The organism is Vallitalea sediminicola (assembly GCF_054408565.1).
The window spans coordinates 1-23266 of record NZ_BTPT01000028.1; the positions used below are offsets into that span (position 1 = coordinate 1).

Here is a 23266-nt window from a genome sequence, read left to right on the forward strand (position 1 = left end):
AAGTGGTGGTTGCTGACTTAGTGAAAAAATGGAAGTGAAAAAAAGTGGAGAGATTCTTGACTTAAAACCAAAAGAGTTGAGATTGTTTTTATATATGGCAAGTCATCCTAATCAAATTCTCAGTAAAGAAAAAATATGTGATGAAGTATGGGGAGAAGATTATATTGGTTTTGATAATACTATAATGGTTCATATCAGAAGACTTAGAGAAAAGATAGAGGATAATCCCTCTGAGCCTAAGTTCATTATTAATGTTAAAGGGCTTGGATATAAGCTTATTGTAAAGGATGAATAGGTATGAAATGGAAGCTGACATTCAGATTTGTAGCTACTATAATTTCAGTAGTAATAATTGTAGTTCTTATAAATAGTGTTGCTATAATAATGACTATATTAAACAGTAATAGAAATGGCCAAGAAAATAAAAGCATAAGTGGACATAATATGGAAAATTTTGTTAGAGATTTTTCTGGATATATATTGGCTGAGGGCGAAGAAATATATGTGAACAACCAAGGAAAGAAAGCATTGGATAGTAAAGAAACTTGGATACAAATATTGAATGAAGATGGGGGCGAAGTATATCAATACAAGAGACCAGATAATATTCCAGCGAAATATACTCCTTTTCATATTGTACATGGTTATAAGTATGAAGGTGGAATAGGTGAGGCGTCGACCATATTTATGGGGAAGAAAGAGGTTGAAGATAGATTTTATAGTTACATTATTGGAATTTCAATGCAAAAAGTTAGAAGAGAAGTCATTACGTATAATACTAATGAATTAGGGATTTTTCTAAAAAATATAATTTTGATTGTATTGATTATTGATTCTGTAATAGCTTTATTTTTTGGTTATCTATTTAGTAGGGGGATTACTAAACCTTTAGGTAATATCATAACTGGTGTAGGGAGATTAGGGAAGGGAGAATATGATGTCTATTATACTCCGAAAGGGGTCTATAGAGATATTTACAATAATCTTAATGATCTATCCAATATTCTAAAGAGCAATAGAAAAGAAAGAAAAAAACTCAATAAGATGAGGGATGAATGGATTGCTAATATATCTCATGATATTAAGACTCCATTAGCTTCTATTAAAGGGTATGCAGAGATTTTGAGTGACGATGATTATGATTTTTCTAAGGAAGAGGTCAAATCTTATGCAGCTATTATAGATGATAAATCCAATTATATTAGAAAACTTGTGGATGATCTAAATCTAACTACAAAATTAAAAAATAATATCTCAACAACAAATAACAAAAATGAGGTTAATATAGTTAAGCTGGTAAGAGAAACAATCATAGATATATTGAATGACCCTATATATAATGATAGTAATATTGATTTTATCGCAAAAGAAGATATCATATTAGATAAAGTGGATGAAACGCTGATGAGAAGAGCCATTAGTAACTTGTTGTATAATGCACTTATTCATAATGATAGTAATGTGAAAATTGAGGTGAAGATAATTAAAGATGATAGAATTCATATATTCATCAAAGATAATGGCAAAGGAATATTACCAGATGAACTAAAATACATTTTTGATAGATATTATAGAGGAACAAATACAGGGGAAGAGCATAAAGGGTCTGGACTTGGTATGGCTATAGCAAAAGACATAGTAAAAGCACAGGGTGGAGACATAAAAATAAGCAGTATAATAAATAAAGGTACAGAAATAGAAATTATTTTATAGGAGATGTATATGAGAATAGATCGTTTACTAGCTATTACAACTTATCTTTTGAATAGAAATATTGTGACAGGCAAAAAACTAGCTGAGAAGTTTGAAGTATCTGAACGTACTATCCAAAGAGATATAGAAACAATAAATATGGCTGGTATACCTATTGTATCTTTAAAAGGTGTTAGTGGTGGTTATCAGATTATGGATACTTTCAAGGTAATGAAACAGCCAATGACCAATGATGATATAGAGGCAATTATAATTGCATTGAAAGGACTAGAGACTACTCTTGAAGACGAACAGATATCAAAGACTTTAGAAAAAATAAAATCCTTGTCATTTGATAATGATGAGATTATAAGTATTGATTTTAGTATAATAAATGAAAATCAATGTATAAGTGAATATATGAGAGTACTGTCAGATGCTATTGTCAATAAAAAAATGGTCACAATGAAATACTGTAATGCGGACCAATTGATTACTAAGCGAAATATTGAACCAGTAATGCTTAAATATAAGTGGTATACATGGTATGTAGTTGCTTACTGTTTGGATAAACAAGACTATAGAATTTTTAAACTAAGTAGGATTCATGATATATTAGAATCAAGTAGGGATTTTATAAAGCAACATATTGCTGAGGAAGGAATATTTGATAAATTATTGATGAAAGATGATAGGAAATATATTCATATAAAATTATCCTGTACTAAAAAAGCTATGTATGTGTTAAAAGAATACATTCCCAAATGTACTATTGTTAAACTTGAGGAAGATAAATATATATGTGAGATGTCGTTACCAGAAAATGAACGTATGTGGTATGGGATTGTTTTATCTCTTGGAACAGATATTAAAGTTATAAGTCCGATAGAACTAAGAGAAAGAATAGTGTTACATTCAAAAAAAATACTAGAATTTTATAATGACGACATATAGTTGTCGGGTATACTATTATATAATTATTCCAAAGTGAAAAATAGGAGGAATAAATAATGATAACAAGATACCCAACACATTGTAATGATAAAACATGCGCATCTTGCGTTGAAGCAGGAGATTTTATTTTTCTAGCACACCATGCAGGGGGATTTGATAAGGATGATGTAGCTTATCAGTCATTGAAAACACTTAATGCCATGAAGGAGACACTGAATTCAGTAGGAGCTTCCTTAACAGAGATTGTTCAGCTCAATTTATATCTGAAAAATATAAAGGACCTTAGAGAAGCATGTGATGTGTTCTATGAAGTTTTTGGTGATGAAGTGCCTGCAAGGATGACCTTGACAACAGATTTCTTTGATGATAGATGTTTGTGTATGATGGATGCAATTGCCTATAAAAAGAAATAGCGATTAATATAATAACAAATCAATATTATACCAAGAGCAAGGGACTGTACATATGAGACAGTCTTTTTGTATTTGTCAATTGTTGTAGATATATAGCTATAATGGTTGAATTAAGGCTGGAAGTTTGTTATACTAAAACACAGACCAGGTGGTTTGTTTGTCTGGTTGTATAATACTGAAGGAAGGTCATTAGATTGAATAGGGAAGAACAAAATAAAAATAGTAGAAAAAAGATCTTGGAAGCCAGCTTACAGGAATTTGGTGAAAAAGATTATACGTCAGCATCCATCAATAATATATGTAAGAGTCATAATATTTCTAAAGGGATGTTATTTCACTATTACAAAAACAAGGATGAGATTTTTCTTCTTTGTGTGGAGAAGCTTTTCATTGATTTAAGTGATTATTTAAAGGATAACTTTAAGGTGTTACATACAAGTATTGAAGATGATTTTAGAGAGTTTATTCAGAAAAGGTTTACTTTTTTTCATCAATATCCTTATTATGAGCAGATATTTTATTCAGCTACATTTAATACGCCGAAGCATTTGATATATGAAATAAATTCATTAAGAAAACCCATAGATGAAACTAATAAAGAGTTTTGGTGTGAAATTATAGGGCATCTTAATTTGAAACCAGATATTATTATAGATGATGTAATTGACATGATTATAGGTATAGGAAATCATCTACACATAAAAATTCAACAGAATAATACTCAATATAAGGATGGTGAATCTTGGGTGGTAGAGAGATATACAACAGAATATGTGAAAATGATAAATATACTTTTATACGGAATAATAGACTAAGTAGTTGTGGAGGAAATGAACATAATAAAAGGAATAATATTATTGATTGGTTTTATTTTTATTGCATTAATAATTGGTAAATTGGTAGCAAAAGCAAAGATGCCTGCTATACTAGGATGGTTATTAACAGGGATGATAATTGGACCATATGCATTAGGATGGTTAAGTGATAGTATGATGCATAGTACATGGTTTCATATCATTAGCAGTATTTGTGAAGTGACAGTAGGACTTTTTATAGGTACAGAATTGATTTGGAAGGATCTCAAGAAATCAGGTAAGCAAATTTTAACAATATGTTTTACAGAAGCTTTTGGTACATTTTTGATTGTTACGGTAGCTTTTGGATGTATCTTTGCATTTATGGGTGTTCCAATATATTTAGCATTCATTTTTGGGGCTATTGCATTAGCAACTGCACCAGCACCTTCTTTATCCATAATCAATGAGTATAAAGCGAAAGGACCAGTGACAAGAACATTGATGCCTTTAGCTATTCTAGATGATGTAATTGCATTGATTGTTTTCTTTTTAGTGGTAGGGATAGTATCTAATGTTTTGGCTGGTGGTGGTATGCCATTGTACTATGCACCACTTATGATAGTGTTGTCAATTATAGTAGGTATTGTAACAGGGATTTTAGCATTAATTGTATTAAAAAGAGAAGTAGGTAGTAAAAGTACAATTATATTAGTATTAGCATGTCTTGTTATGGTAACTGGAATTGGGATGTATATTAATGAATATCTTTTACCAGAACCTATGATGAATCTCATGCTTGTTGGTGTTACTTTTTCAACTGTTTTTGCAAATCTAATATCTAAGGAAAGACTAGAGCAGATAATGAAAGATGTAAATCTTGTGGTTATGCTAGCTATGGTTATTCTCATAATTAATCTAGGAGCACCATTAGATTTTCATTTGATTACGGGTGCAGGTATTTTTACAGCAGTTTATATTGTTGCTCGTGCCATTGGTAAATTAGGAGGAGCATATATTGGTGCTGTAATTTCTAAGGCGCCAGTAACAGTGAAAAAATATCTAGGACTTACATTATTGCCTCATTCAGGTGTTTCATTGATTTTTACAGGTATTGCAGTAAGTACTCTTATACAACCAGCTCCTGAATATGCCAAGATAATACAAGGGACGATTGCAGCGGCAGCTGTTATTAATGAAGTGATAGCAGTGATTTTGGCTAAACAAGGATTTAGATTAGCGGGAGAATTAGATGGTAATAAAATAGAACAGAATTATATAGATGAGATTAAAATAATTGTTGACTAATTTGAAGTAAGTCACAAAACTCTTTTTCTTCTAATCTAGTATAGTTGTTGTCTTCTTCAAATTCTATGTATAATAATATAGTGACTTACATAAATAGTCACTTTTTTCTTGACATATAGAGGTTACAAGAGTAAACTGTATAAATGTAGGTTACGAATGTAACCTGGGAGGAGAATTTGTATATGAGTAAATTGGTTTCCAAAATTTCTGACTCTGAGCTTGAAGTGATGCGTGTTCTATGGGAAGCTGGAACTGAACTTCCTATTGCAGATATTAGGAAGACACTTGAGATAAGAAGTAATTGGGATACATCTACAATAAAAACATTACTTAGGAGACTTTGTAAAAAAGAAGTTGTTTTAGCAACAAAGAAAGAAGTATTCTATTATAAACCTCTAGTAACAGAAAAAGAATATAATGAATATAGTACACAAAAATTAATTGATAAATTGTATTCAGGTAGTGCCAAGAATCTTGTAGCATCCCTTTTGGGGAGTAAGAAACTTGATGATGAAGATATAGAAGAATTACGTACATTATTTAAAGTAGGTGATGATAATTGAATGAATTAGCTAAGCTGATACTATCCCTTTCATTATCAGGTAGTATTCTAGTAGTGCTATTATTAATAATGAAACCGTTCATTAAACATAAGTTATCAAAGATTATACAATACATCATATGGATTATTATTTTATTAAGATTTATTGTTCCTATTTCTTTTGAAGATAGTTTAATGAATAGAGTATTCAATAACAGTGAAAGTCAAATCGAGAGTATTACACCAAATGATTTTAAAGGTACTGATGAATCAGGGGATATAATAAATAAGCAAAATGTAGTGAAAGACAATCAAAAAAATAAATCACAAATAGCTTATAAAACGGATAATAGTAATGAATTTATAAAAATAGCTAATAAGTATATTATATATATATGGATGTTGGGAGTAATTATAGTTCTTACCAAAAACATAATTTCATATATTAGATTTTTAAGATACTTAAAAAAATCCAATAAACATGTTGAAGATAATGAAAAAAGAATATTAGTTAATTTAATGAATGGTATGGATTATGTAAGACTTCTACGCAATTCACATGTTGCAACACCTATGTTAATCGGAATTATCAGACCTTGTATTATAATTCCTGATGATGAATATACAGAAATACAACTTAGAAATATTTTACTTCATGAGACAACCCATTTAAAACATTTTGATATATGGGTAAAATGGTTAACTATGATTGTTACTTCTATTCATTGGTTTAATCCGTTAATGCATTTTATCAAAAGAGAAATTAATAATACATGTGAATTAGCATGTGACGAAGCAGTGATTAAGAATCTTAGTAATAAAGAAAAACAAGCATATGGTGATACACTAATTTCTGTTATAGCAGAACATAAATATTCTACTTCGGTATTACAAGCAACCATGTGTGAAGAAAAAAAGAGCTTAAAGGAAAGGTTAATATCTATAATGAAGTATAATAAGAAATCAAAGATAGCAATAATTTTCTCGGCAATCTTAATAGTAGCAGTTATACTTGGGGCATTATTCTTAGGTACAGGACTTGTTACTGGAAAAGATTCTCCCCCAAATATCTATATCAGTACAGAGAGGCAAAATACTAAAGAAGCAATTATAGGTAGTTATTCTTGGAAGAAAGGGAATGAACACATACAAGCAGACTCAATTAATCCAATTGATTTTGAATATAAATTCAATAATGTAGTATCAGCGGCTAGTGAGGAACAGCTAATTATAAGTACACAAAATATGAAAAAAGATAAAAAATACGATTTTACCATAGAAGATATATCTATATATAAGAATAATCAATTGATGGAAATGGATATGACAGAACCAAATTTTATGGATGGTAATTTATATATTCAAGCACCAAATGAAAAAGGTGAATATGTATATGTTTTAACATTAAAATATGACAAAGGAATAGTTATATATGGATTCATTGCAAGAGTCAATATGCTAACTTATGATTTGGAAAGTCTATCAGAATATAAAACCCCATATGTGGGTGACAGTAGTAAAGTTAGTCATATAGCAGGATTTTTACCAGTTCCAGAAAAAACTTTTATGCAGCACTATACATCAATGGAAACAAGTGAAAAACCCTACAGTCTAACGATATATTATGAACTAGCTCCTGATTTAGATTATAAAGGAGAATGGCCTATTGTAACACCTAATTCAATTTTCCAGACTAATTCGAGAATTAATGCATTAGCTGTATTTTCCATGATTGATAATCTAGATAGCGTAACCTTCGCTTTTCGTAATTCAAGATCTGATGGAAAACTGGATCAATCAAAATATAATACATCTTTTACATTTCCAAGGGAAGCTTATGAATCAGAATATGGAGATCTCGGGGAACTTGGTAACAATTTAGACTTATTAAAAGATATATTGAATGATTTGATAAATAAAAACTAGTAATAACTTTTATATTAAAAAAAGTACACATCTTTTGAGGGTGTGTATTTTTTTGCATTTTTTTATAGTAGATCAATGATATAAAAAAATAAATAGCTTGACAAAATAGTATACCTGTATTACTATATTTGGTATACCTGTATCACAAAAAATGTTTTGAATACTATGCAACTATCAATATATATTTTTAAAATCAATGAAGAGGTGATATTAATGAAAACAATTATTAACGAATTCATGGAAGTTTCAAGCGTATATATGGAACTTATTAAAAAAACTGAAAAAGTTAAAAGAAATTATAATGGAATAGAGTTGTACCCATCAGAAATCCATACTTTAGTATTTATCCAAGATAATATTGAAAGTAATATGACGACAATAGCCAAGAGGCTAGGGGTAACAAAAGGAGCTATTTTTAAAATTATACAGAAGTTAGAGAAAAAGGAGTTGTTGTTAAGATATAAAAAACTTGATAATAATAAAAATACTTATTTTCAATTAACCCAAAAAGGCATATCGGCGTATGAAGGGCATGAGAGTTTTCATAAGAATTTTTTTGATGAACCATCAAAAGATTTTGTTGAATTCGTAACCAATAATAAAGATATTATAATAAAGATGTTCGATTATTCAAAAGAATATCTAAAAGAACACATAGAAAAATTAGATAACGAAGAATAAAAGAGAGGATGATAATCATGCTAAAAACCAACATAGACAATATTGCAAAACCTTCAAGTGCTTTAATTATAATAGGGATATTAAAAGGATATATAAAACATCCAAAATCGTTTTTCTTTAAAACTATATTAACATTTAAGAAGTTCAAGAAAAGCATTGAATTGGATTTACCAAAGGAATTCATTAATTCCAGTGGATTGATCGCTTGGTTATACATAAGACTTAAAAAAGAGGTTGGTAAAGAAAAAGCATTTGAAATAATAAGAGCTACAATACTGTGCTCAGGACTTGCAGTTCAACAAGCCAACTTTAGGAATGTAGAAGCAAAAAGAACTTTCGAAAATCTAGTAAAATATCAAAAACGTGTAAAGAATGAAGGTACGACAAAGCTTAATAAAATGGAGATCATTGAGGAAACAGAAAGCAAATATGTTTATAAAGTTACTAAATGTATGTTTTATGAGTTTTTCAAATCTATGAATGTTCCAGAACTTACAACTATAATGTGCAGTATAGATAATGCAATATTTAATACGTATTCCCCAGAAAAAATTACTTTTCATCGTGATGGAGTCAATAATAGAATGGTAGATGGTGCTTCTGAATGTATGTTTGTAATGGAAAATAATAAAAAATAGACCATATAATGTTAATCTAGGTTGGATATCTCAAATTCAGCCCTTGAAGTATTGAACTTGGAAAACAAACATTTTAATTGGTAATTACAAAATTTTATTATAGGTAAGGTAGGTGAGTTATATGATTGTTTTTTATGGTATTTGTTTATTTGCAATAATACACTTAGCTGTACGATTGGCAATAAGACCATTAATTCCTATTAAAGAAAAAGATATATCCAGGGAAGATGAAATAAGTATTATTGATCTGAAAAATCTAGAGTTGTTTAATAACGAAGAGATGGAAGAGATTCTACTCTTATTTCAGGCTAAGGGCAAAGATAATACGAATACGATAAGGTATGAAAAATATCTTGATATACTTACTCAATTGAATGAATTAGGATATCTAAGTGAAACGCAACTTCAAGAAAAGACAAGTAAGTTGAAAAAATGTGCTTCAAATAATTTTAAATTCAAGGAAAATAAAACTTTCTAAATATATTGAACTCAAATATTTAATTCAACTTATATTAAATACTGTACGTGTAGAGGTGGCAAATAATCTTGCCATCTTTTTTTTATTCAATTGAAAATAATAATAATTAATTAAAATTTACTTTGAGTGTATCGCCAGATACATTCTTTTTTAGTATATTATGATAAAATCTCCATTGTAGATGAAAATGAATTTCAATATCACGAAATAATTATAGAGGAGGCAGAAAAGTGTATAGCGTAGGAATTGACATAGGATATTCATCAATAAAAATAATATTGATGAATGGAGACTGTGATATAAAATATAGTAAATATTTATTGCACAAAGGAAAAGTAAAACGAGTTTTGATAAAGGCTATTGAAGATTTACTATTATATCATAGTCATGAAGAGATTAGATTGGGAGCTATTACAGGCAATGGTAGTAAGTTTTTGTCTAGAGCCAATAAAGCTGAGTTTGTTAATGAAGTGGCGGCAATAGTAGAAGGCAGTACCAAAATGGATAATAATATCAAATCCATAATAGAGATTGGAGGAGAGAGTGCTAAGTATATTACAGGTTTTGATGGAGAAAATAAATCAAAAATAGAGATTGCAATGAATTCCAATTGCTCTGCTGGAACAGGTTCTTTTCTAGAAGAACAGATGTCAAGACTGAATTTGAAGTTAGAAGATTATTCAATATATGCAAGTAGAGCAAAATCAATACCAAGAATAGCAGGAAGATGCAGTGTATTCGCTAAAACTGATATTACACATCATCAACAAGAAGGCGTACCGGTTGATGATATCTTACTGGGATTAGCTTATGCAGTTATCAAGAATTACAGGGGAGCTATAATTAAAAAACTTCCATTGAGAAAACCTATACTTTTTTCAGGTGGTGTTGCTCATAACCAAGGTATTATTACTGCTCTGAAAGATGTGATTAATCTAGATGATGGAGATTTAATTATTCCAGAACATTTTAGTAACATTGCAGCCTTTGGAGCAGCTATTATTGCCAAGAAAGATGGTATAGATATTGACTTAGTCAAATTATTAGATTATATAAAATTGGACGAAGATTATATGGTAGAAGAAAGTGAAGTCAAATTACCAAAGTTAATTAACGGTGGTAATTGTGATAGCCTAGATAAACATATTTGCAAATCTTTGGATAGTACAAAAACTTTGGACTGTTACTTAGGCGTTGATATAGGGTCTACTAGTACTAATCTAGTCCTTATGGATGAAAACAGAGACATCATTTCATATAAATACTTGAAAACGTTGGGGAATCCAATAGAAGCAGTTAGATTAGGATTAAAAGTATTATTAAAGGAATTTGGTGACAAAGTTAATGTTATAGGTGTGGGTACAACTGGTTCTGGTAGATATATGATAGGCGAATTCATAGGAGCAGATGTAATAAAAGATGAGATTACTGCTCAGGCAAAAGCAGCTATAAGAATAGATAAAAGTATAGATACCATTTTTGAGATAGGAGGACAGGATTCGAAATACATATCTATCAAAGATGGTGTGGTAACTGATTTTCAGATGAATAAAATATGTGCTGCTGGTACAGGGTCTTTCATCGAAGAACAAGCTAAAAAGTTCAATATTCCTATTGCCGAATTTGGAGACATAGCACTAGAAGGGGATACCCCCATCAATCTAGGAGAACGATGTACTGTTTTCATAGAAACAAGTATTGCTGCTAATATAGCAAGGGGAGCTAAGTTAGAGAACATTGCTTCTGGTCTTTGCTATTCAATTGTTAAAAATTATATTGGAAGGGTAGTAGGACAGAAGAAAATAGGTAATAAGATATTCTTCCAAGGAGGAGTAGCATTTAATCAAGGTGTTGTGAATGCTTTTAGAACATTAACAGGAAAAGAGATTGTTATTCCGCCTTTCTTCAGTGTTACAGGTGCATATGGAGCTGCTATATTAGCTGAAGAAGAAATGAAAGATCAAAAAACTAAGTTTAAAGGTTTCAATATTGAGAGTAAAGAGTTTGTTGAAAAACATAGAGAGAATGAGTCAAAAAAAGATAATGCGTCAATATTCAATGATAAGGTTACAGAAATAGTTTTCGAGGGTTATAAAAATGAGAATGACAGCAATAAAAAAACTGTCGGAATACCAAGAGCGTTATTTACATTTGGTATGTTCTCAATGTTTCATGGGATTTTTAAGGAATTAGGTTTCAATGTTTTATTATCTGAACCTACCAATGAGAAGACTATTCGTTTAGGTCAACAGTATGCACTTGATGAAACCTGTTATCCTGTTAAGCTTATAACTGGTCATGTAGCAGAATTGGTTGAGAAAAATGTAGATTATATATTTTTTCCTGATTTGTTTTCAGTGGACCATCCAGGTTCCAAAAGCAGAGTTAATTATGGTTGTGCCTTCATGCAATTAGCTTTTAAGGTGATGAATCAAACAATGGAGCTGGATAAGAAAGGAATACAATTATTATCACCAACTTTTGCATTTAATCTAGGTAAGAAATTTATGATGGAAAGTTTTTCTAAGATGGGAAAACGATTGGACAGAAGTAAGGAACAAATTCAGAGAGCACTAGGAAAAGGTACAGAAGCCTATTATAGATTTGAAGAAAAGATGGAGGAAAACGGTAAGGAAGTTCTTGAGTCCATAAAACCAGATGAAAAAGTATTCGTTATAATATCCAAGATATACGGTGTTGCTGATCCAATGTTAAATATGGGAATACCTTCAAAACTTATGGATATGGGATACAAAGTAATTCCATTCTATGATTTACCTGAAGGGGATGTTTCAAAAGAGTATCCTAATATGTTCTGGCCTTTTGGTCAACATATATTAGAACCAACAAAACTGGTTAAAGAACATCCTAATCTATATGCTGTATTATTAACCCATCATGGCTGTGGACCAGATTCAATTATTTCACACTATTTTAGAGAAGAAATGGATGGTAAACCATATCTTCATATTGAAGTAGATGAACATTCGTCAGGTGTAGGAGTAATAACAAGAGTGGAGGCTTTTATTAACAGCCTTAATTCAATAGGAGTTAGAAAAGCTGATCCAGTTGAGGTATACCAAAAAAATATTGTCCATAAAGAAACTAATGTTAAATATTCTTTAAAAGATATAGATAAGAATACTATAGTTTATTTGCCTTATTTATACCCTTATTCAGATATTTTTGAGGAAATATTAATCAATCAGGGAATAGATGCCAGATCGTTACCAAAAACCAGTAAGGATTCTATATATACAGGTAGAAAGTTCACAATTACTGAAGAGTACTTTTCTTTGACTGCTTTACTGGGTGATTTTTTCAAAGAACTTTCCAGATTAAAAGAAAATAATAAGGAAGTAGCATTTTTAATACCACGAAACGAGGGAACTGAGACAGATGGACAGTATGGTAGATTACTAAGGACTAAACTTGATGAAGAAGGCTATAAAAATGTAGATGTAATATCTCCTTTTATTGAAGATACTTTAAAGTTAGAAGATAAATATGTAACTTCAATATATTTAGGTTTGATGGCTGGTGATATTGTAAGAGCGGCACCTAAGGACTATAGAGATAAACACTTAGCTAATATTCGGAACATAATTAAAAGTAATAATTTTACAATAGATAATTTGAAACAGATAGCTAATGATGTATATGAAGATTCAAAGTATATCAAATACAATAAGAAGGTTTTAGCTACTGGGGAAATCTGGATACTATATAATGAGCTTTTGAATAATAATATATTCAGCAAACTTGAAGATAAAGGTCATAAAGTTGTTTATAGTCCTTTGAGTGAAACAATGTGGCTTTTATGGAAAGACTTTTTAGATCAAAACGTTGATGAAGTGAATCAACAAAAAAAATTAGATGAATTCAAGAAAAATATTGATTTAATATCGGAAGCTTTGTCAGATCAATCACCATTCGAGAAAGATTTAGATAATCTTGTTACAATAGCGGATAGGACTATTGGTTATTATGCGGGAGCTAATGGAAGATACAGAGAATCTAAGGTTCTAGGACAGCTAAATGGAATAGATGGAAATATTACTGTAGCATCTATGTATGAAAATACTGGCATTGTATTAGGTATATTGCATAAAGGGTTTGAGCAAGAGAATGGGAAACCTATTCTTAATCTTACTTTTGATGGTAATAAAAATGAAAATATTGAAACTAAAATCGAATCATATATGTATTATTTATAAAAGATTAGTACTAGTTAACATTATATTATAGTTTTTGTAAAACTGTATCTTGAGATACTACTTTATTAGGGAGAGTATATTAAAATTATTATATATATTATTGCCATATTAAATAATATTGAATGTAAAAAAATAATATGAAAGGATTTGATATAATGAATAATGTAAATAGATGTAACAATGGGCATCTATTTAATCAACAAAGAGGACATAGGCGTGGGCCTAGCAGTTATCATATGCATGATGCAGATGTGGTTTTTGAACAATTAAATATAAAAAAAGGTGATTCTTTCCTTGATTTAGGTTGTGGAGCAGGTGATTACTCGATTGAAGCGGCTAAAATGGTTGGAGAATCAGGTGAGGTCTATGCTTTGGATATATGGGAAGAAGTTCTTGATGGCCTTAGTGATAGAGCAGTAACTAATGGATATAAAAACATAAAAACAAAGGTTTCTGATATTAAGGATAAAATATCTGTTGATGATAATAGTATTGATATTTGTTTTATAGCAACGGTACTTCATTCCCTTAATCTAATTGAAGATGCTGAAAGAATGTTTGATGAAATTCGTCGTATCTTGAAATCAGATGGACGTATGGTAATCATAGAATGTAAAAAAACTAATGCATCATTTGGTCCTCCACTGAATTGCCGTATATCACCAGAAGAATTGGAACAAATAGTAAAACCCTATGGTTTTGAAAAGATTAATTATGTAGATCTAGGATATAATTATATGATTTCGTTTAGCAACAATAAGTAATTTTAAAAATATTATAATGGAAAATACAGAAAAACTCTTGAATTAAATTTCGGGAGTTTTTTTGTATATTAGTAAGAATAAACTACCTCTGAAATATAACTAAATAATATTTTCTTTTGTGTAATGATTAAAATATATGTGCATATATATATTAATGGATTAAAATTCAAAATTATTTGTCTAAGGAGGTAAAGAATGGATAATTTCCAAATTGAATTAGCAGTTGAAAAAGAAGAAGACGAAATAGAAAAATGCTCATGTATGTGTATTCATAGCGTAGGTTATGGTTCTGGTGCAGGGATTTTTGAAGAAGAATAATTATAGTCTCGCTCATCTACAGATGAGTGAGACTATAGATTTTTCTTGAAAGTGGATAACCCTTTTTAATATTTAAAAAAAGGAATAATGGCTCATGGATTAAGATTAAAAATATATTTTATATTTTTTATAAAAACTGGAATAATAAAAATACAATTACATATATATATTAATGGCTCTAGAGTTAGAAAATATTTTATTTAAATTACAAATAATTTATATTATAAATTATATATGTAATTTAATTTAAATAAAATTTAATTCAAGGACATAATTATATTATACATAAATATCAAAATATGAAAGGGGGTAAAAGAATGGACTTTCAAGTTGAATTAGCAGCTGAAGAGAAAAAGGAAAAAGATAAATGTGCATGTTTATGTGGATTAAGTTCAGGCGGTGGCTCTGGAGCAGGAATCCTTGAAGACGAAGAGTAATAATTCTTTAGTGGGGTTGCCTCATAATACATTTGTTTTATTATTATCTACAATATATGTATTATGCGACAACCCCACAATAGTTTTTGTTGAAAATAAGACTAGCTTAATTAAGAGTATATAGTTTTTATAATAAATAATGTGTCAAATTAGTAAATAGGATAACTTGAATATAATTATAGCAAAAGCTAAGTTTATAAGGAAAAGGGAGTATTAGTATGAAATTGATATATGATGAAAAAATTATTATAGAGAAATATGATGATGAACATTACATAATATATTCTCCATTCAATCACAATTTTTTAAGAGTTAATGAAGCCATGAAAAGTTTGATTGTCTATATTACTGATAGAAAGGGAAATGTAGATTTAATAGATATAGTTGAATATTTTAAACAATATGATGTTAAGTTGATGGAAGAAGAAGTGAAGAAGCAGATAGATACTTTGGTTGAAGCCAAACTGTTTTTTTATAATCAAAGAGATTATACTAAGTCAGAGGTTATAACTCTGGAAGATTATAGATTCCCACCTGGACAAGAAATAGATATGGTATATATCCATCAAACTCTAAGATGTAATTTTAATTGTTCTTATTGCTACAATAAAGCTCTAGCTGCAACGCAACAAGAATTGACCACTGAACAATGGATTCAAATAATAAATAAATTGAAGGCTCAGGATATTAATTATTTCATTTTTACTGGCGGAGAACCTCTTATGAGGAAAGATCTATTTGATATTATAAAAGCTATAAAAGATGATAATACAAGAGTTGAGATATTGTCAAACGGTTCACTACTTATGAAACAAGTCGATAAGTTATTACCATTGGTGGATTCTTTTGTAGTTAGTCTTGATAGTCTTGATATTAAGAAGAATGGTATAAACCGAAGTGAAGTAGGATTTAATAACATAATCAGATTAATAGAATATTTCTCGAAAACAGCACCTAAGAAACTAAGAATAAGATCAGTTATTACTAAGGAAAACGTTGATACTATCCAAGCATTCAATGATGAAATATACCAAAACTATGGAATAAGATGTGTTAATGTAAGATTCATACCTAATAATAAAGAAGAAATATCTTTAATGACTGAACCCCCTATGCCAAATATTGATACAAACAAAAAGTATAAAATGGATATGGGGATAAAGAAATATAGATGCGGTGCATGTTCTAATATAATAGCCATTAATCCAGAGGGAGATATATACCCATGTCAAAGTTTGATGTTACCAGAATTCAAGATAGCCAATATACTAGATGATGATTGGCGTAAGCAGTTAAGAGAATCAGAGGTAACACAGAAGTTTAGAAATATTAAAGTAGATAATATAGATGAATGTAAAGATTGTTCATATAGATATATATGTGGAGGAGGATGTCCAGCTATAGCATATAAAGTATATGGAGATCTCAACCATCACATATCATTCTTTTGTGATTATCTTAAAAAGGAATCTAATCAAAGGTTAAAATTAGCTAAATTCGTATCAAGGTAGTAATTAACTTAAGGAGTGATGATATGTCTGTATTGAGTGCTAATAAATATAAAGAAGATAAACCGGTCAATACTGTTAATGGTATAAAAAATATACTTGATAGTATAGGTATTGAAATGGATGAAGGAATACACCTTAATTCTGCTGAAGAATTTCATTCTATACATCTAAGAGTTAAAGGAGCAAATCTATTAAATGTTAATGGTAAAGGTACAACTTATGAATATGCATTAGCAAGTGCATATGGAGAATTCATGGAAAGACTTCAGAACAAAGCATTATATCATTATAAAGTAGATTTATGTGATGAAAGTAAAAAGTATCTTGGATTCTACAATTCAACTGATGAAAAATATCTTAGTGTCGAAGAATTTATATCAAGTGAGAAGAATTGGGTATCAAGATTATTCAATACGCATGATAATGAAAAAGAGAAACTTGAAGTTCTAAGAGAGCTTACATTTATGACTCCAGATGAGTATTCCTGTGATTTTGTATGTATTCCTTTTTATAATATAAATACCAATAAATTGAATTATGTACCTATTAACATAATAGATATTTGTTACTGTTCCAATGGAATGAGTGCAGGTAATACAATGGAAGAAGGATTGGTTCAAGGTCTTTCGGAAATTATTGAGAGATATGTAAATAAGAAAATCCATCAAGAAAAAATAACTCCCCCTACTATTCCTATGAATTATCTAAAGAAGTTTCCTTTGCCCTATAAAATGATTGAGCAAATAGAAGAGATTGAAAATTATAAGGTAATAATAAAGGATTGTTCCCTAGATGGAAAATTTCCAGTAGTAGGATTAATTATAATAGATAAGAACACTCAGAAGTATTTTTGTAAATTCGGTTGTCATCCAGTATTTGAAATAGCCTTGGAAAGAACTTTAACGGAATTATTGCAGGGGAAACGTTTAGAAAATATATTTGATATGGTAAGTTTTTCTTATATAAATAAGAAGATAGACGCTAAGGAAAACTACGAAAGCATATTTATCAATGGGGCAGGTTACTACCCTACAGAATATTTTGGTGATGAATTCAGTTATACTTTTGCAGATATACAAGATAATTCTAAATTGAACAATAAAGAAATGCTTGAGTACCTGATCAATATTATAACCAAAGAGGGTTTTGAGATATTAGTAAGAGATGTTTCATATTTGGATTTTCCATCATTTAATATAATTGTTCCTGGTATGAGCGAAATCAATGAATTAACCAAAGAGAATATAAGGGAAGCCAAAACGAATAATGATATAAGACAAAAATTAAAAAATTTGAACAATCTAGAGGATAAGGATGTAGAAGAAATAGTCGCATATATGAAAAAGAAATACTATACTAACCAAGATACTATAGTTAATCTTTTGAAAGTCCCCCTAGATGATTCGTTTTCTTATAACAATCTAAGAACAGACCTGTTTTTTGCTTGCATGTACTATAAAGTAAAGAGATATGAAGAAGCATATAACCAGTTAAATAAATTTGTCAAGTATCTAAAGAAGAAAACAAACATCAATAAAATGGCATTGGACTATTATAAATGTTGTAGAGATTATATTGGAGGCAGAGCAAAAAATCAGGATGAAACTCTTGTGAAGAGTATATTGGAAAAATTCTATTCGGAAGATATCGTAGCCAAAGTTATACAAGATTTGGGCAATCCAAAAGACATATTCAAATATCATAGTGTGTTAAAATGCTGGGATTGTGATAAATGTAACTTAAAAGGAAAGTGCTCCTATGATAAAGTAATGAAAATTCATAAGGCATTGAAGGAACGACAAAAAAAAGCTAATCTAAATCAATTGGATTCATTTGAAAAGTTACTTGAATAATAGGCACGTAGAATAGAGGAGGTGTGCTATGAATACAATTTTTAGTCATATAAAAAGATATAAAAAATACATATCATTGACAATTTTGTTAATATGTATCCAAACATTGCTGAATTTTATTGGTCCATTAGTAATAAGAGAAATACTTAATAATGTAGAGATTAATAAAGAAGGTAATATTCTATATTATTTCGTTATATTCTTGGCGTCATTAATTACAATATATATTATAAAAATAATCTCAAGTTTTATTTATACCAAATTCTCATTAAAATTCAAAGTTGATGAAAGTAAAAACATGTATCATAATTTATTCAAGATAAAAATTTCTTTTATAAATAAATTTGAACCTTCATATTTTATTACTCGTATAAAACAAGCTGTAGATAATCTCTTTAATCTGTTAGGGGATAAGGTTTCTAGAGCTGCTATAGCTTCTCTTACAATAATTATTTCTTTGTATTTTGTTATGAATGTTAGTATTTATTTGGTTATACTATTCGTAATATTATCTGTACTCAATTTCTATGGATACAAAGGTATAAATAATAAGTTGAAAGAGGATAGTAGTAGATTACAAAAAACATGTGCTGATAATTTTAAGAATATAATTAATGTAGTACAGAATATTGAACAGATTAAACAAATAGGGGAATATTCCGGTTTTGTAGATATGACTGGCAGGTATGTTCATAAGATAGAAAAAGAAAACACTAAACTTTTACTTAAATCAAATGTAATCAGTATAGTGCTTGGTTTTATAATAGATATAATAAAAAACTCTGTTTTGTTATTATCCATATATTTATATTTTACGAAACAAATTGTATTTGCAGATATAGTATTCATTAATATGATACTGAGTATATATTTTGCAGCTCTTACTGACTTGAAAAATATTAATATTAGTCTTAGAGATGTTAGGGCATCTATGAAATTTATTAATGAAGAATTATTAGAGAATTTAGAAGAACAAGATGCTGTAATAGAATTAAATACTATTGATGATATTGAATTTAATATTAATGAATTTGGTTATGATAATCAAAAAAGTATCTTAGAGAATATAGATTTTAAAATAAATAAAAAAGATAAAGTTGCACTTGTTGGAGAATCTGGTAGTGGTAAATCAACATTAATAAAGCTTTTATTAAATTTATATGATTTTAACGATATATATATAAATAGTATTCCAATAGAACAATATGAGTTGAAATCCATCAGAAGAAAAATATACGTAATAAGTCAAAATACTTATATGTTTCCAGGAAGCATTAAGGATAATATTGTAGTAGGTATGAATAATTATGACAAAGATAAATTAGATGAAATACTTAATTATTCATTTTTGGAATCATTCAAATCATTACCTGAGGGGTTAGATACACCTATTAGGGAAAAAGGACTTAATTTCTCGGGAGGACAAAAGCAAAAGATAGTTATTGCCAGAATGCTTATGTATGATCCTGATGTTATAGTATTTGATGAATCAACGTCTGCACTTGACAGTAATTCTGAAGATACTATATTTAATGACATTAGTGAAATCTTAAAAAATAAAACAGTGATAAAAGTTTCTCATAGATTATCATCTGTGCAGGATTCAGATTATATAGTAGTCTTAAAGGATGGTAAGGTGGAATCAATAGGAAATCATGATGAGTTATTGGAAAACAGTGAAGAATATAAACGATTGTTTACAAGACAAATCACAAGTACCTAGATTAAAGGAGAAAAATATGCTTCAGGTACAGAGTTGTTTAGATAATGTTTCAAGAATACAACTGAAAATGCAGCAAATACATCCACTATATAAAAGAAATTATCCTTTAATTATTGTTAAAGATGATAAGGGTTATATTTATGATAAGAACCATAAAGAAAACTATTGTTTCATAAAAGAATTTAGATTTTCTATCCATGTTTCGGATGATATAGCTGCATGTTTCTGTCTTGATGATTACTATAATAAGTTTTGCTGTTTCATGGGATATGAGTTATTAGAAAAAGAGATATTTCCTATGCTTTGTCTGCATGAAATGGTTCATTGTTATCAAGGAGTAGAAGTTGAAGAAGAGTTAAAGAAGAAATTAATGATATATGATGAAGATTCACCTATGTGGGAGATTGATTATAAGTTTAACTATGATGATGAGAAGTTTGTGGAATTGTTTGGGCAGTATCTCTATTCTCTTAATAATGAGGATATAAAACAAGTTATTTACAAAAGAAAAATATTATTAGAAAATCTTGATAAAGGTGATAGAGAGTTTTTCATATGGCAGGAATGGAAGGAAGGATTCGCTAGATTTTTAGAAAATAGAGTTAGGGAACAAGTTGGGATGAAACAAAATATAAGAGGGAATAGGATACCTTATTCCAGGATTTCTTTTTATAATTCAGGGGATTTGTTTATAAGTCACATTTACAAACATAATCCCAAATTAATACAAGATATAAAAACATTATTTGAATGTATGTATGAGAATGAGTTACCTAAATATTGGTAATAAGCTGTATTGAAACATGGGAGTCTATAGAAAATATTAAGTCTATGGGCTTCTTTTAATATTGTGGAAATATAACATTTTCCAACATTTAGAGTTGGTTTACTACTAAAATACAAGATATAATTTATAAAAATATATATAAATGTTGACTTGATGTTGGATAATGTGGTAAAATGTAAGTAACAGTTCGGTAGATGTGGTAAAATGTGACTTGTATTTATTGCTAAGATTATTATTCTACAGATGAAAAAGTTGTTTATTATAACATATCAAAAGGAGATGTAAAATGTTAGCTATAGATAGATTGAAAAAAATAGAAGAATTATTAAAAGAAAATGGAAGTATTGTTATAAGCAATTTAAGTGATTTGTTAGATGTATCAGAAGAAACAATAAGAAGAGATTTGGAAAAGTTAAGTAAAACCATGAAATTCAAACGTGTTCGTGGAGGTGCTTATCTATATGAATCATCTGATACTGAAGTACCTGTTAAGATAAGAGAGCAGATTTACATAAAAGAAAAGCAGATCATTGGTGCAAAAAGTGTAAGCTTCATTGATGATGGAGATACTATTATGCTCGATAGCAGTACAACAGCTCTTTATATAGCAAAAAGCTTGAATCTAAGCAAGAAAAAAGTGACAGTCATTACCAATTCTATAAAGATAGCAAGTGAATTAGCTGATAATTCTCTAATAAAAATTATTAATCTAGGTGGTACATTACGACGAAGAACAAAATCATATGTAGGGTATATGACTACAGATAGTTTATTGGATCTGTCAGCAGATAAAGCTTTTGTAAGCTGTTCTTCCGTAAATGTTAAGTTTGGTGTGACAGATAATCATAATTTAGAAGCCAGAGTAAGAAAAGGTATGCTAACAAATTCTGTCAAGAAATTTTTAGTAGTGGATTATACAAAATTCGAAGAACCTGCCGTTAACAAAATATGTGATATTAAGGATATTGATGTAATTATTATAGATAGAAAATTATCAAATGAGCATCTTGATGTCCTTAAAAAACATAAAATAGAAGTTGTATGTTGTGAAGAATAAGGAGTGAATCACATGCAAAATTTTGAATGTAAATTAGGAACAAGAGTCGTTTTTGGAAAAGGTAGAGAAAATGAAGTAGGAAAATATGTAGCTAGATGTAGTAAAAAAGTTTTAATACATTATGGCGGAGACTATCTAAAAGAATTTGGAATATTAGATAGAATAACTAAATCATTAGAAGAAGAGAACATAGGATATGTTATTCTAGATGGCGTTGTACCAAATCCACGATTATCTCTAGTTAAAGAAGGGATAAAGATATGTAGGGAGCAGGATATTGATTTCATTCTTGCTGTTGGAGGCGGAAGTGCAATAGATTCTTCAAAAGCGATAGCTTTAGGTACTATGTATGATGGAGATGTGTGGGATTTCTACACAGGACAAGCAACTCCAAAAGAAGCCTTGAAAGTAGGAGTAGTGCTAACTATACCCGGTTCTGGTTCTGAAATGTCTGAAAGTAGTATTATTACTAACGAAAAAGAGAACTTAAAATATGGTATTGATACAGAAGTAATAGTACCTGAGTTTGCGATTCTTAATCCAGAGATGTGCTATACTATTCCACCTTACTTATTATCATGTGGAATCGCAGATACACTAACACATTTATTCGAAAGATATTTTACACCAACTAAAAATGTAGTTATTACAGATTATCTAATAGAAGCTGCAATGAAAGCATTAATAGAGATAGGACCAAAACTAAAAAAAGATCCTAAAAACTATGATTACTGTGCTGAGTTCATGTGGATTGCAACAATAGCTCATAATGGAACTATGGATGTGGGAAGAGCTTCTGATTGGGGTTCTCACAGAATTGAACACGAAATCAGTGCACTATATGATGTAACTCATGGTGGTGGAATGGCTATCATATATCCAGCATGGATGAAATATGTTAAAAGTCAAGATATAGATAGATTCAATCAACTAGCAACCAGAGTATTTGGCGTAACTAATTCTGACAAAAAGGAAGCTGCTGATTTAGGTATTCAAAAGGTTGAAGAATTCTTTAGAACATTAGGATTGAAAACTACTTTAACAGAAGCGGATATTCCATTGGACAGATTTGAGGAAATGGCAAAGAAAGCAGTTGGTGAAGCAGGTTCTATTGGACGATTCAAGAAATTGGATGTAAAAGATATTATAGAAGTACTAAACATTGCAAAATAAG

At 29.4% G+C, this 23266-nt stretch carries 20 protein-coding genes; all 20 read left to right on the forward strand.

Annotated features, from left to right (window positions below):
* Window positions 1-28 precede the first annotated feature (28 nt).
* Complete coding sequence (locus ACX6CF_RS12850) at window positions 29-295, forward strand: winged helix-turn-helix domain-containing protein (RefSeq protein WP_458785737.1); 267 nt, start codon at window positions 29-31, stop codon at window positions 293-295.
* A 2-nt stretch (window positions 296-297) separates the two neighbouring features.
* Complete coding sequence (locus ACX6CF_RS12855) at window positions 298-1713, forward strand: sensor histidine kinase (protein ID WP_458785738.1); 1416 nt, start codon at window positions 298-300, stop codon at window positions 1711-1713.
* A 9-nt stretch (window positions 1714-1722) separates the two neighbouring features.
* Window positions 1723-2646, forward strand: coding sequence for a helix-turn-helix transcriptional regulator (locus tag ACX6CF_RS12860; RefSeq protein WP_458785739.1), 924 nt, complete (start codon window positions 1723-1725; stop codon window positions 2644-2646).
* Window positions 2647-2702: 56 nt separating this feature from the next.
* On the forward strand, window positions 2703-3059 hold the full coding sequence (locus ACX6CF_RS12865) for a RidA family protein (protein ID WP_458785740.1): 357 nt from the start codon (window positions 2703-2705) through the stop codon (window positions 3057-3059).
* Between the two features lie 194 nt (window positions 3060-3253).
* Entirely contained in the window at window positions 3254-3874 is a 621-nt protein-coding gene (locus ACX6CF_RS12870) for a TetR/AcrR family transcriptional regulator (RefSeq protein ID WP_458785741.1), read from the forward strand.
* Between the two features lie 15 nt (window positions 3875-3889).
* Window positions 3890-5161, forward strand: coding sequence for a cation:proton antiporter (locus tag ACX6CF_RS12875; protein ID WP_458785742.1), 1272 nt, complete (start codon window positions 3890-3892; stop codon window positions 5159-5161).
* Window positions 5162-5343: 182 nt separating this feature from the next.
* Complete coding sequence (locus tag ACX6CF_RS12880; RefSeq protein ID WP_458785743.1) at window positions 5344-5724, forward strand: BlaI/MecI/CopY family transcriptional regulator; 381 nt, start codon at window positions 5344-5346, stop codon at window positions 5722-5724.
* Window positions 5721-7628, forward strand: coding sequence for a M56 family metallopeptidase (locus ACX6CF_RS12885; protein WP_458785744.1), 1908 nt, complete (start codon window positions 5721-5723; stop codon window positions 7626-7628). The genes ACX6CF_RS12880 and ACX6CF_RS12885 overlap by 4 nt, the downstream gene beginning before the upstream one ends.
* Before the next feature lie 213 nt (window positions 7629-7841).
* Window positions 7842-8309, forward strand: coding sequence for a MarR family transcriptional regulator (locus tag ACX6CF_RS12890; RefSeq protein ID WP_458785745.1), 468 nt, complete (start codon window positions 7842-7844; stop codon window positions 8307-8309).
* A gap of 17 nt (window positions 8310-8326) precedes the next feature.
* Window positions 8327-8947 carry an L-2-amino-thiazoline-4-carboxylic acid hydrolase gene (locus ACX6CF_RS12895; RefSeq protein ID WP_458785746.1) on the forward strand — a complete coding sequence of 207 codons (621 nt, stop codon included), beginning with the start codon at window positions 8327-8329 and terminating at the stop codon, window positions 8945-8947.
* 121 nt (window positions 8948-9068) lie between these two features.
* Window positions 9069-9425, forward strand: coding sequence for a hypothetical protein (locus tag ACX6CF_RS12900; protein ID WP_458785747.1), 357 nt, complete (start codon window positions 9069-9071; stop codon window positions 9423-9425).
* Between the two features lie 230 nt (window positions 9426-9655).
* Entirely contained in the window at window positions 9656-13642 is a 3987-nt protein-coding gene (locus tag ACX6CF_RS12905; RefSeq protein WP_458785748.1) for an acyl-CoA dehydratase activase, read from the forward strand.
* Between the two features lie 155 nt (window positions 13643-13797).
* Window positions 13798-14406, forward strand: coding sequence for a class I SAM-dependent methyltransferase (locus ACX6CF_RS12910; protein WP_458785749.1), 609 nt, complete (start codon window positions 13798-13800; stop codon window positions 14404-14406).
* A gap of 195 nt (window positions 14407-14601) precedes the next feature.
* A complete protein-coding gene (locus tag ACX6CF_RS12915) occupies window positions 14602-14724 on the forward strand; it encodes a hypothetical protein (RefSeq protein ID WP_458785750.1) in 123 nt (40 codons plus the stop codon).
* A gap of 655 nt (window positions 14725-15379) precedes the next feature.
* Window positions 15380-16672, forward strand: coding sequence for a radical SAM protein (locus tag ACX6CF_RS12920; RefSeq protein ID WP_458785751.1), 1293 nt, complete (start codon window positions 15380-15382; stop codon window positions 16670-16672).
* Between the two features lie 23 nt (window positions 16673-16695).
* Complete coding sequence (locus ACX6CF_RS12925) at window positions 16696-18525, forward strand: YcaO-like family protein (RefSeq protein WP_458785752.1); 1830 nt, start codon at window positions 16696-16698, stop codon at window positions 18523-18525.
* A gap of 28 nt (window positions 18526-18553) precedes the next feature.
* Window positions 18554-20248 carry an ABC transporter ATP-binding protein gene (locus ACX6CF_RS12930; protein ID WP_458785753.1) on the forward strand — a complete coding sequence of 565 codons (1695 nt, stop codon included), beginning with the start codon at window positions 18554-18556 and terminating at the stop codon, window positions 20246-20248.
* Between the two features lie 16 nt (window positions 20249-20264).
* Entirely contained in the window at window positions 20265-21035 is a 771-nt protein-coding gene (locus tag ACX6CF_RS12935; protein ID WP_458785754.1) for a hypothetical protein, read from the forward strand.
* Between the two features lie 286 nt (window positions 21036-21321).
* Complete coding sequence (locus ACX6CF_RS12940) at window positions 21322-22092, forward strand: DeoR/GlpR family DNA-binding transcription regulator (protein WP_458785755.1); 771 nt, start codon at window positions 21322-21324, stop codon at window positions 22090-22092.
* 12 nt (window positions 22093-22104) lie between these two features.
* Window positions 22105-23265, forward strand: coding sequence for an iron-containing alcohol dehydrogenase (locus ACX6CF_RS12945; RefSeq protein ID WP_458785756.1), 1161 nt, complete (start codon window positions 22105-22107; stop codon window positions 23263-23265).
* The last annotated feature ends 1 nt before the right edge of the window (window position 23266 follow it).

Bases quoted from the DNA above. Each gene is read 5' to 3' on its own strand.
- ACX6CF_RS12850 (WP_458785737.1), top strand. From the start codon at position 29: ATGGAAGTGAAAAAAAGTGGAGAGATTCTTGACTTAAAACCAAAAGAG.
- ACX6CF_RS12855 (WP_458785738.1), top strand. From the start codon at position 298: ATGAAATGGAAGCTGACATTCAGATTTGTAGCTACTATAATTTCAGTA.
- ACX6CF_RS12860 (WP_458785739.1), top strand. From the start codon at position 1,723: ATGAGAATAGATCGTTTACTAGCTATTACAACTTATCTTTTGAATAGA.
- ACX6CF_RS12865 (WP_458785740.1), top strand. From the start codon at position 2,703: ATGATAACAAGATACCCAACACATTGTAATGATAAAACATGCGCATCT.
- ACX6CF_RS12875 (WP_458785742.1), top strand. From the start codon at position 3,890: ATGAACATAATAAAAGGAATAATATTATTGATTGGTTTTATTTTTATT.
- ACX6CF_RS12880 (WP_458785743.1), top strand. From the start codon at position 5,344: ATGAGTAAATTGGTTTCCAAAATTTCTGACTCTGAGCTTGAAGTGATG.
- ACX6CF_RS12890 (WP_458785745.1), top strand. From the start codon at position 7,842: ATGAAAACAATTATTAACGAATTCATGGAAGTTTCAAGCGTATATATG.
- ACX6CF_RS12895 (WP_458785746.1), top strand. From the start codon at position 8,327: ATGCTAAAAACCAACATAGACAATATTGCAAAACCTTCAAGTGCTTTA.
- ACX6CF_RS12900 (WP_458785747.1), top strand. From the start codon at position 9,069: ATGATTGTTTTTTATGGTATTTGTTTATTTGCAATAATACACTTAGCT.
- ACX6CF_RS12910 (WP_458785749.1), top strand. From the start codon at position 13,798: ATGAATAATGTAAATAGATGTAACAATGGGCATCTATTTAATCAACAA.
- ACX6CF_RS12915 (WP_458785750.1), top strand. From the start codon at position 14,602: ATGGATAATTTCCAAATTGAATTAGCAGTTGAAAAAGAAGAAGACGAA.
- ACX6CF_RS12920 (WP_458785751.1), top strand. From the start codon at position 15,380: ATGAAATTGATATATGATGAAAAAATTATTATAGAGAAATATGATGAT.
- ACX6CF_RS12925 (WP_458785752.1), top strand. From the start codon at position 16,696: ATGTCTGTATTGAGTGCTAATAAATATAAAGAAGATAAACCGGTCAAT.
- ACX6CF_RS12930 (WP_458785753.1), top strand. From the start codon at position 18,554: ATGAATACAATTTTTAGTCATATAAAAAGATATAAAAAATACATATCA.
- ACX6CF_RS12935 (WP_458785754.1), top strand. From the start codon at position 20,265: ATGCTTCAGGTACAGAGTTGTTTAGATAATGTTTCAAGAATACAACTG.
- ACX6CF_RS12940 (WP_458785755.1), top strand. From the start codon at position 21,322: ATGTTAGCTATAGATAGATTGAAAAAAATAGAAGAATTATTAAAAGAA.
- ACX6CF_RS12945 (WP_458785756.1), top strand. From the start codon at position 22,105: ATGCAAAATTTTGAATGTAAATTAGGAACAAGAGTCGTTTTTGGAAAA.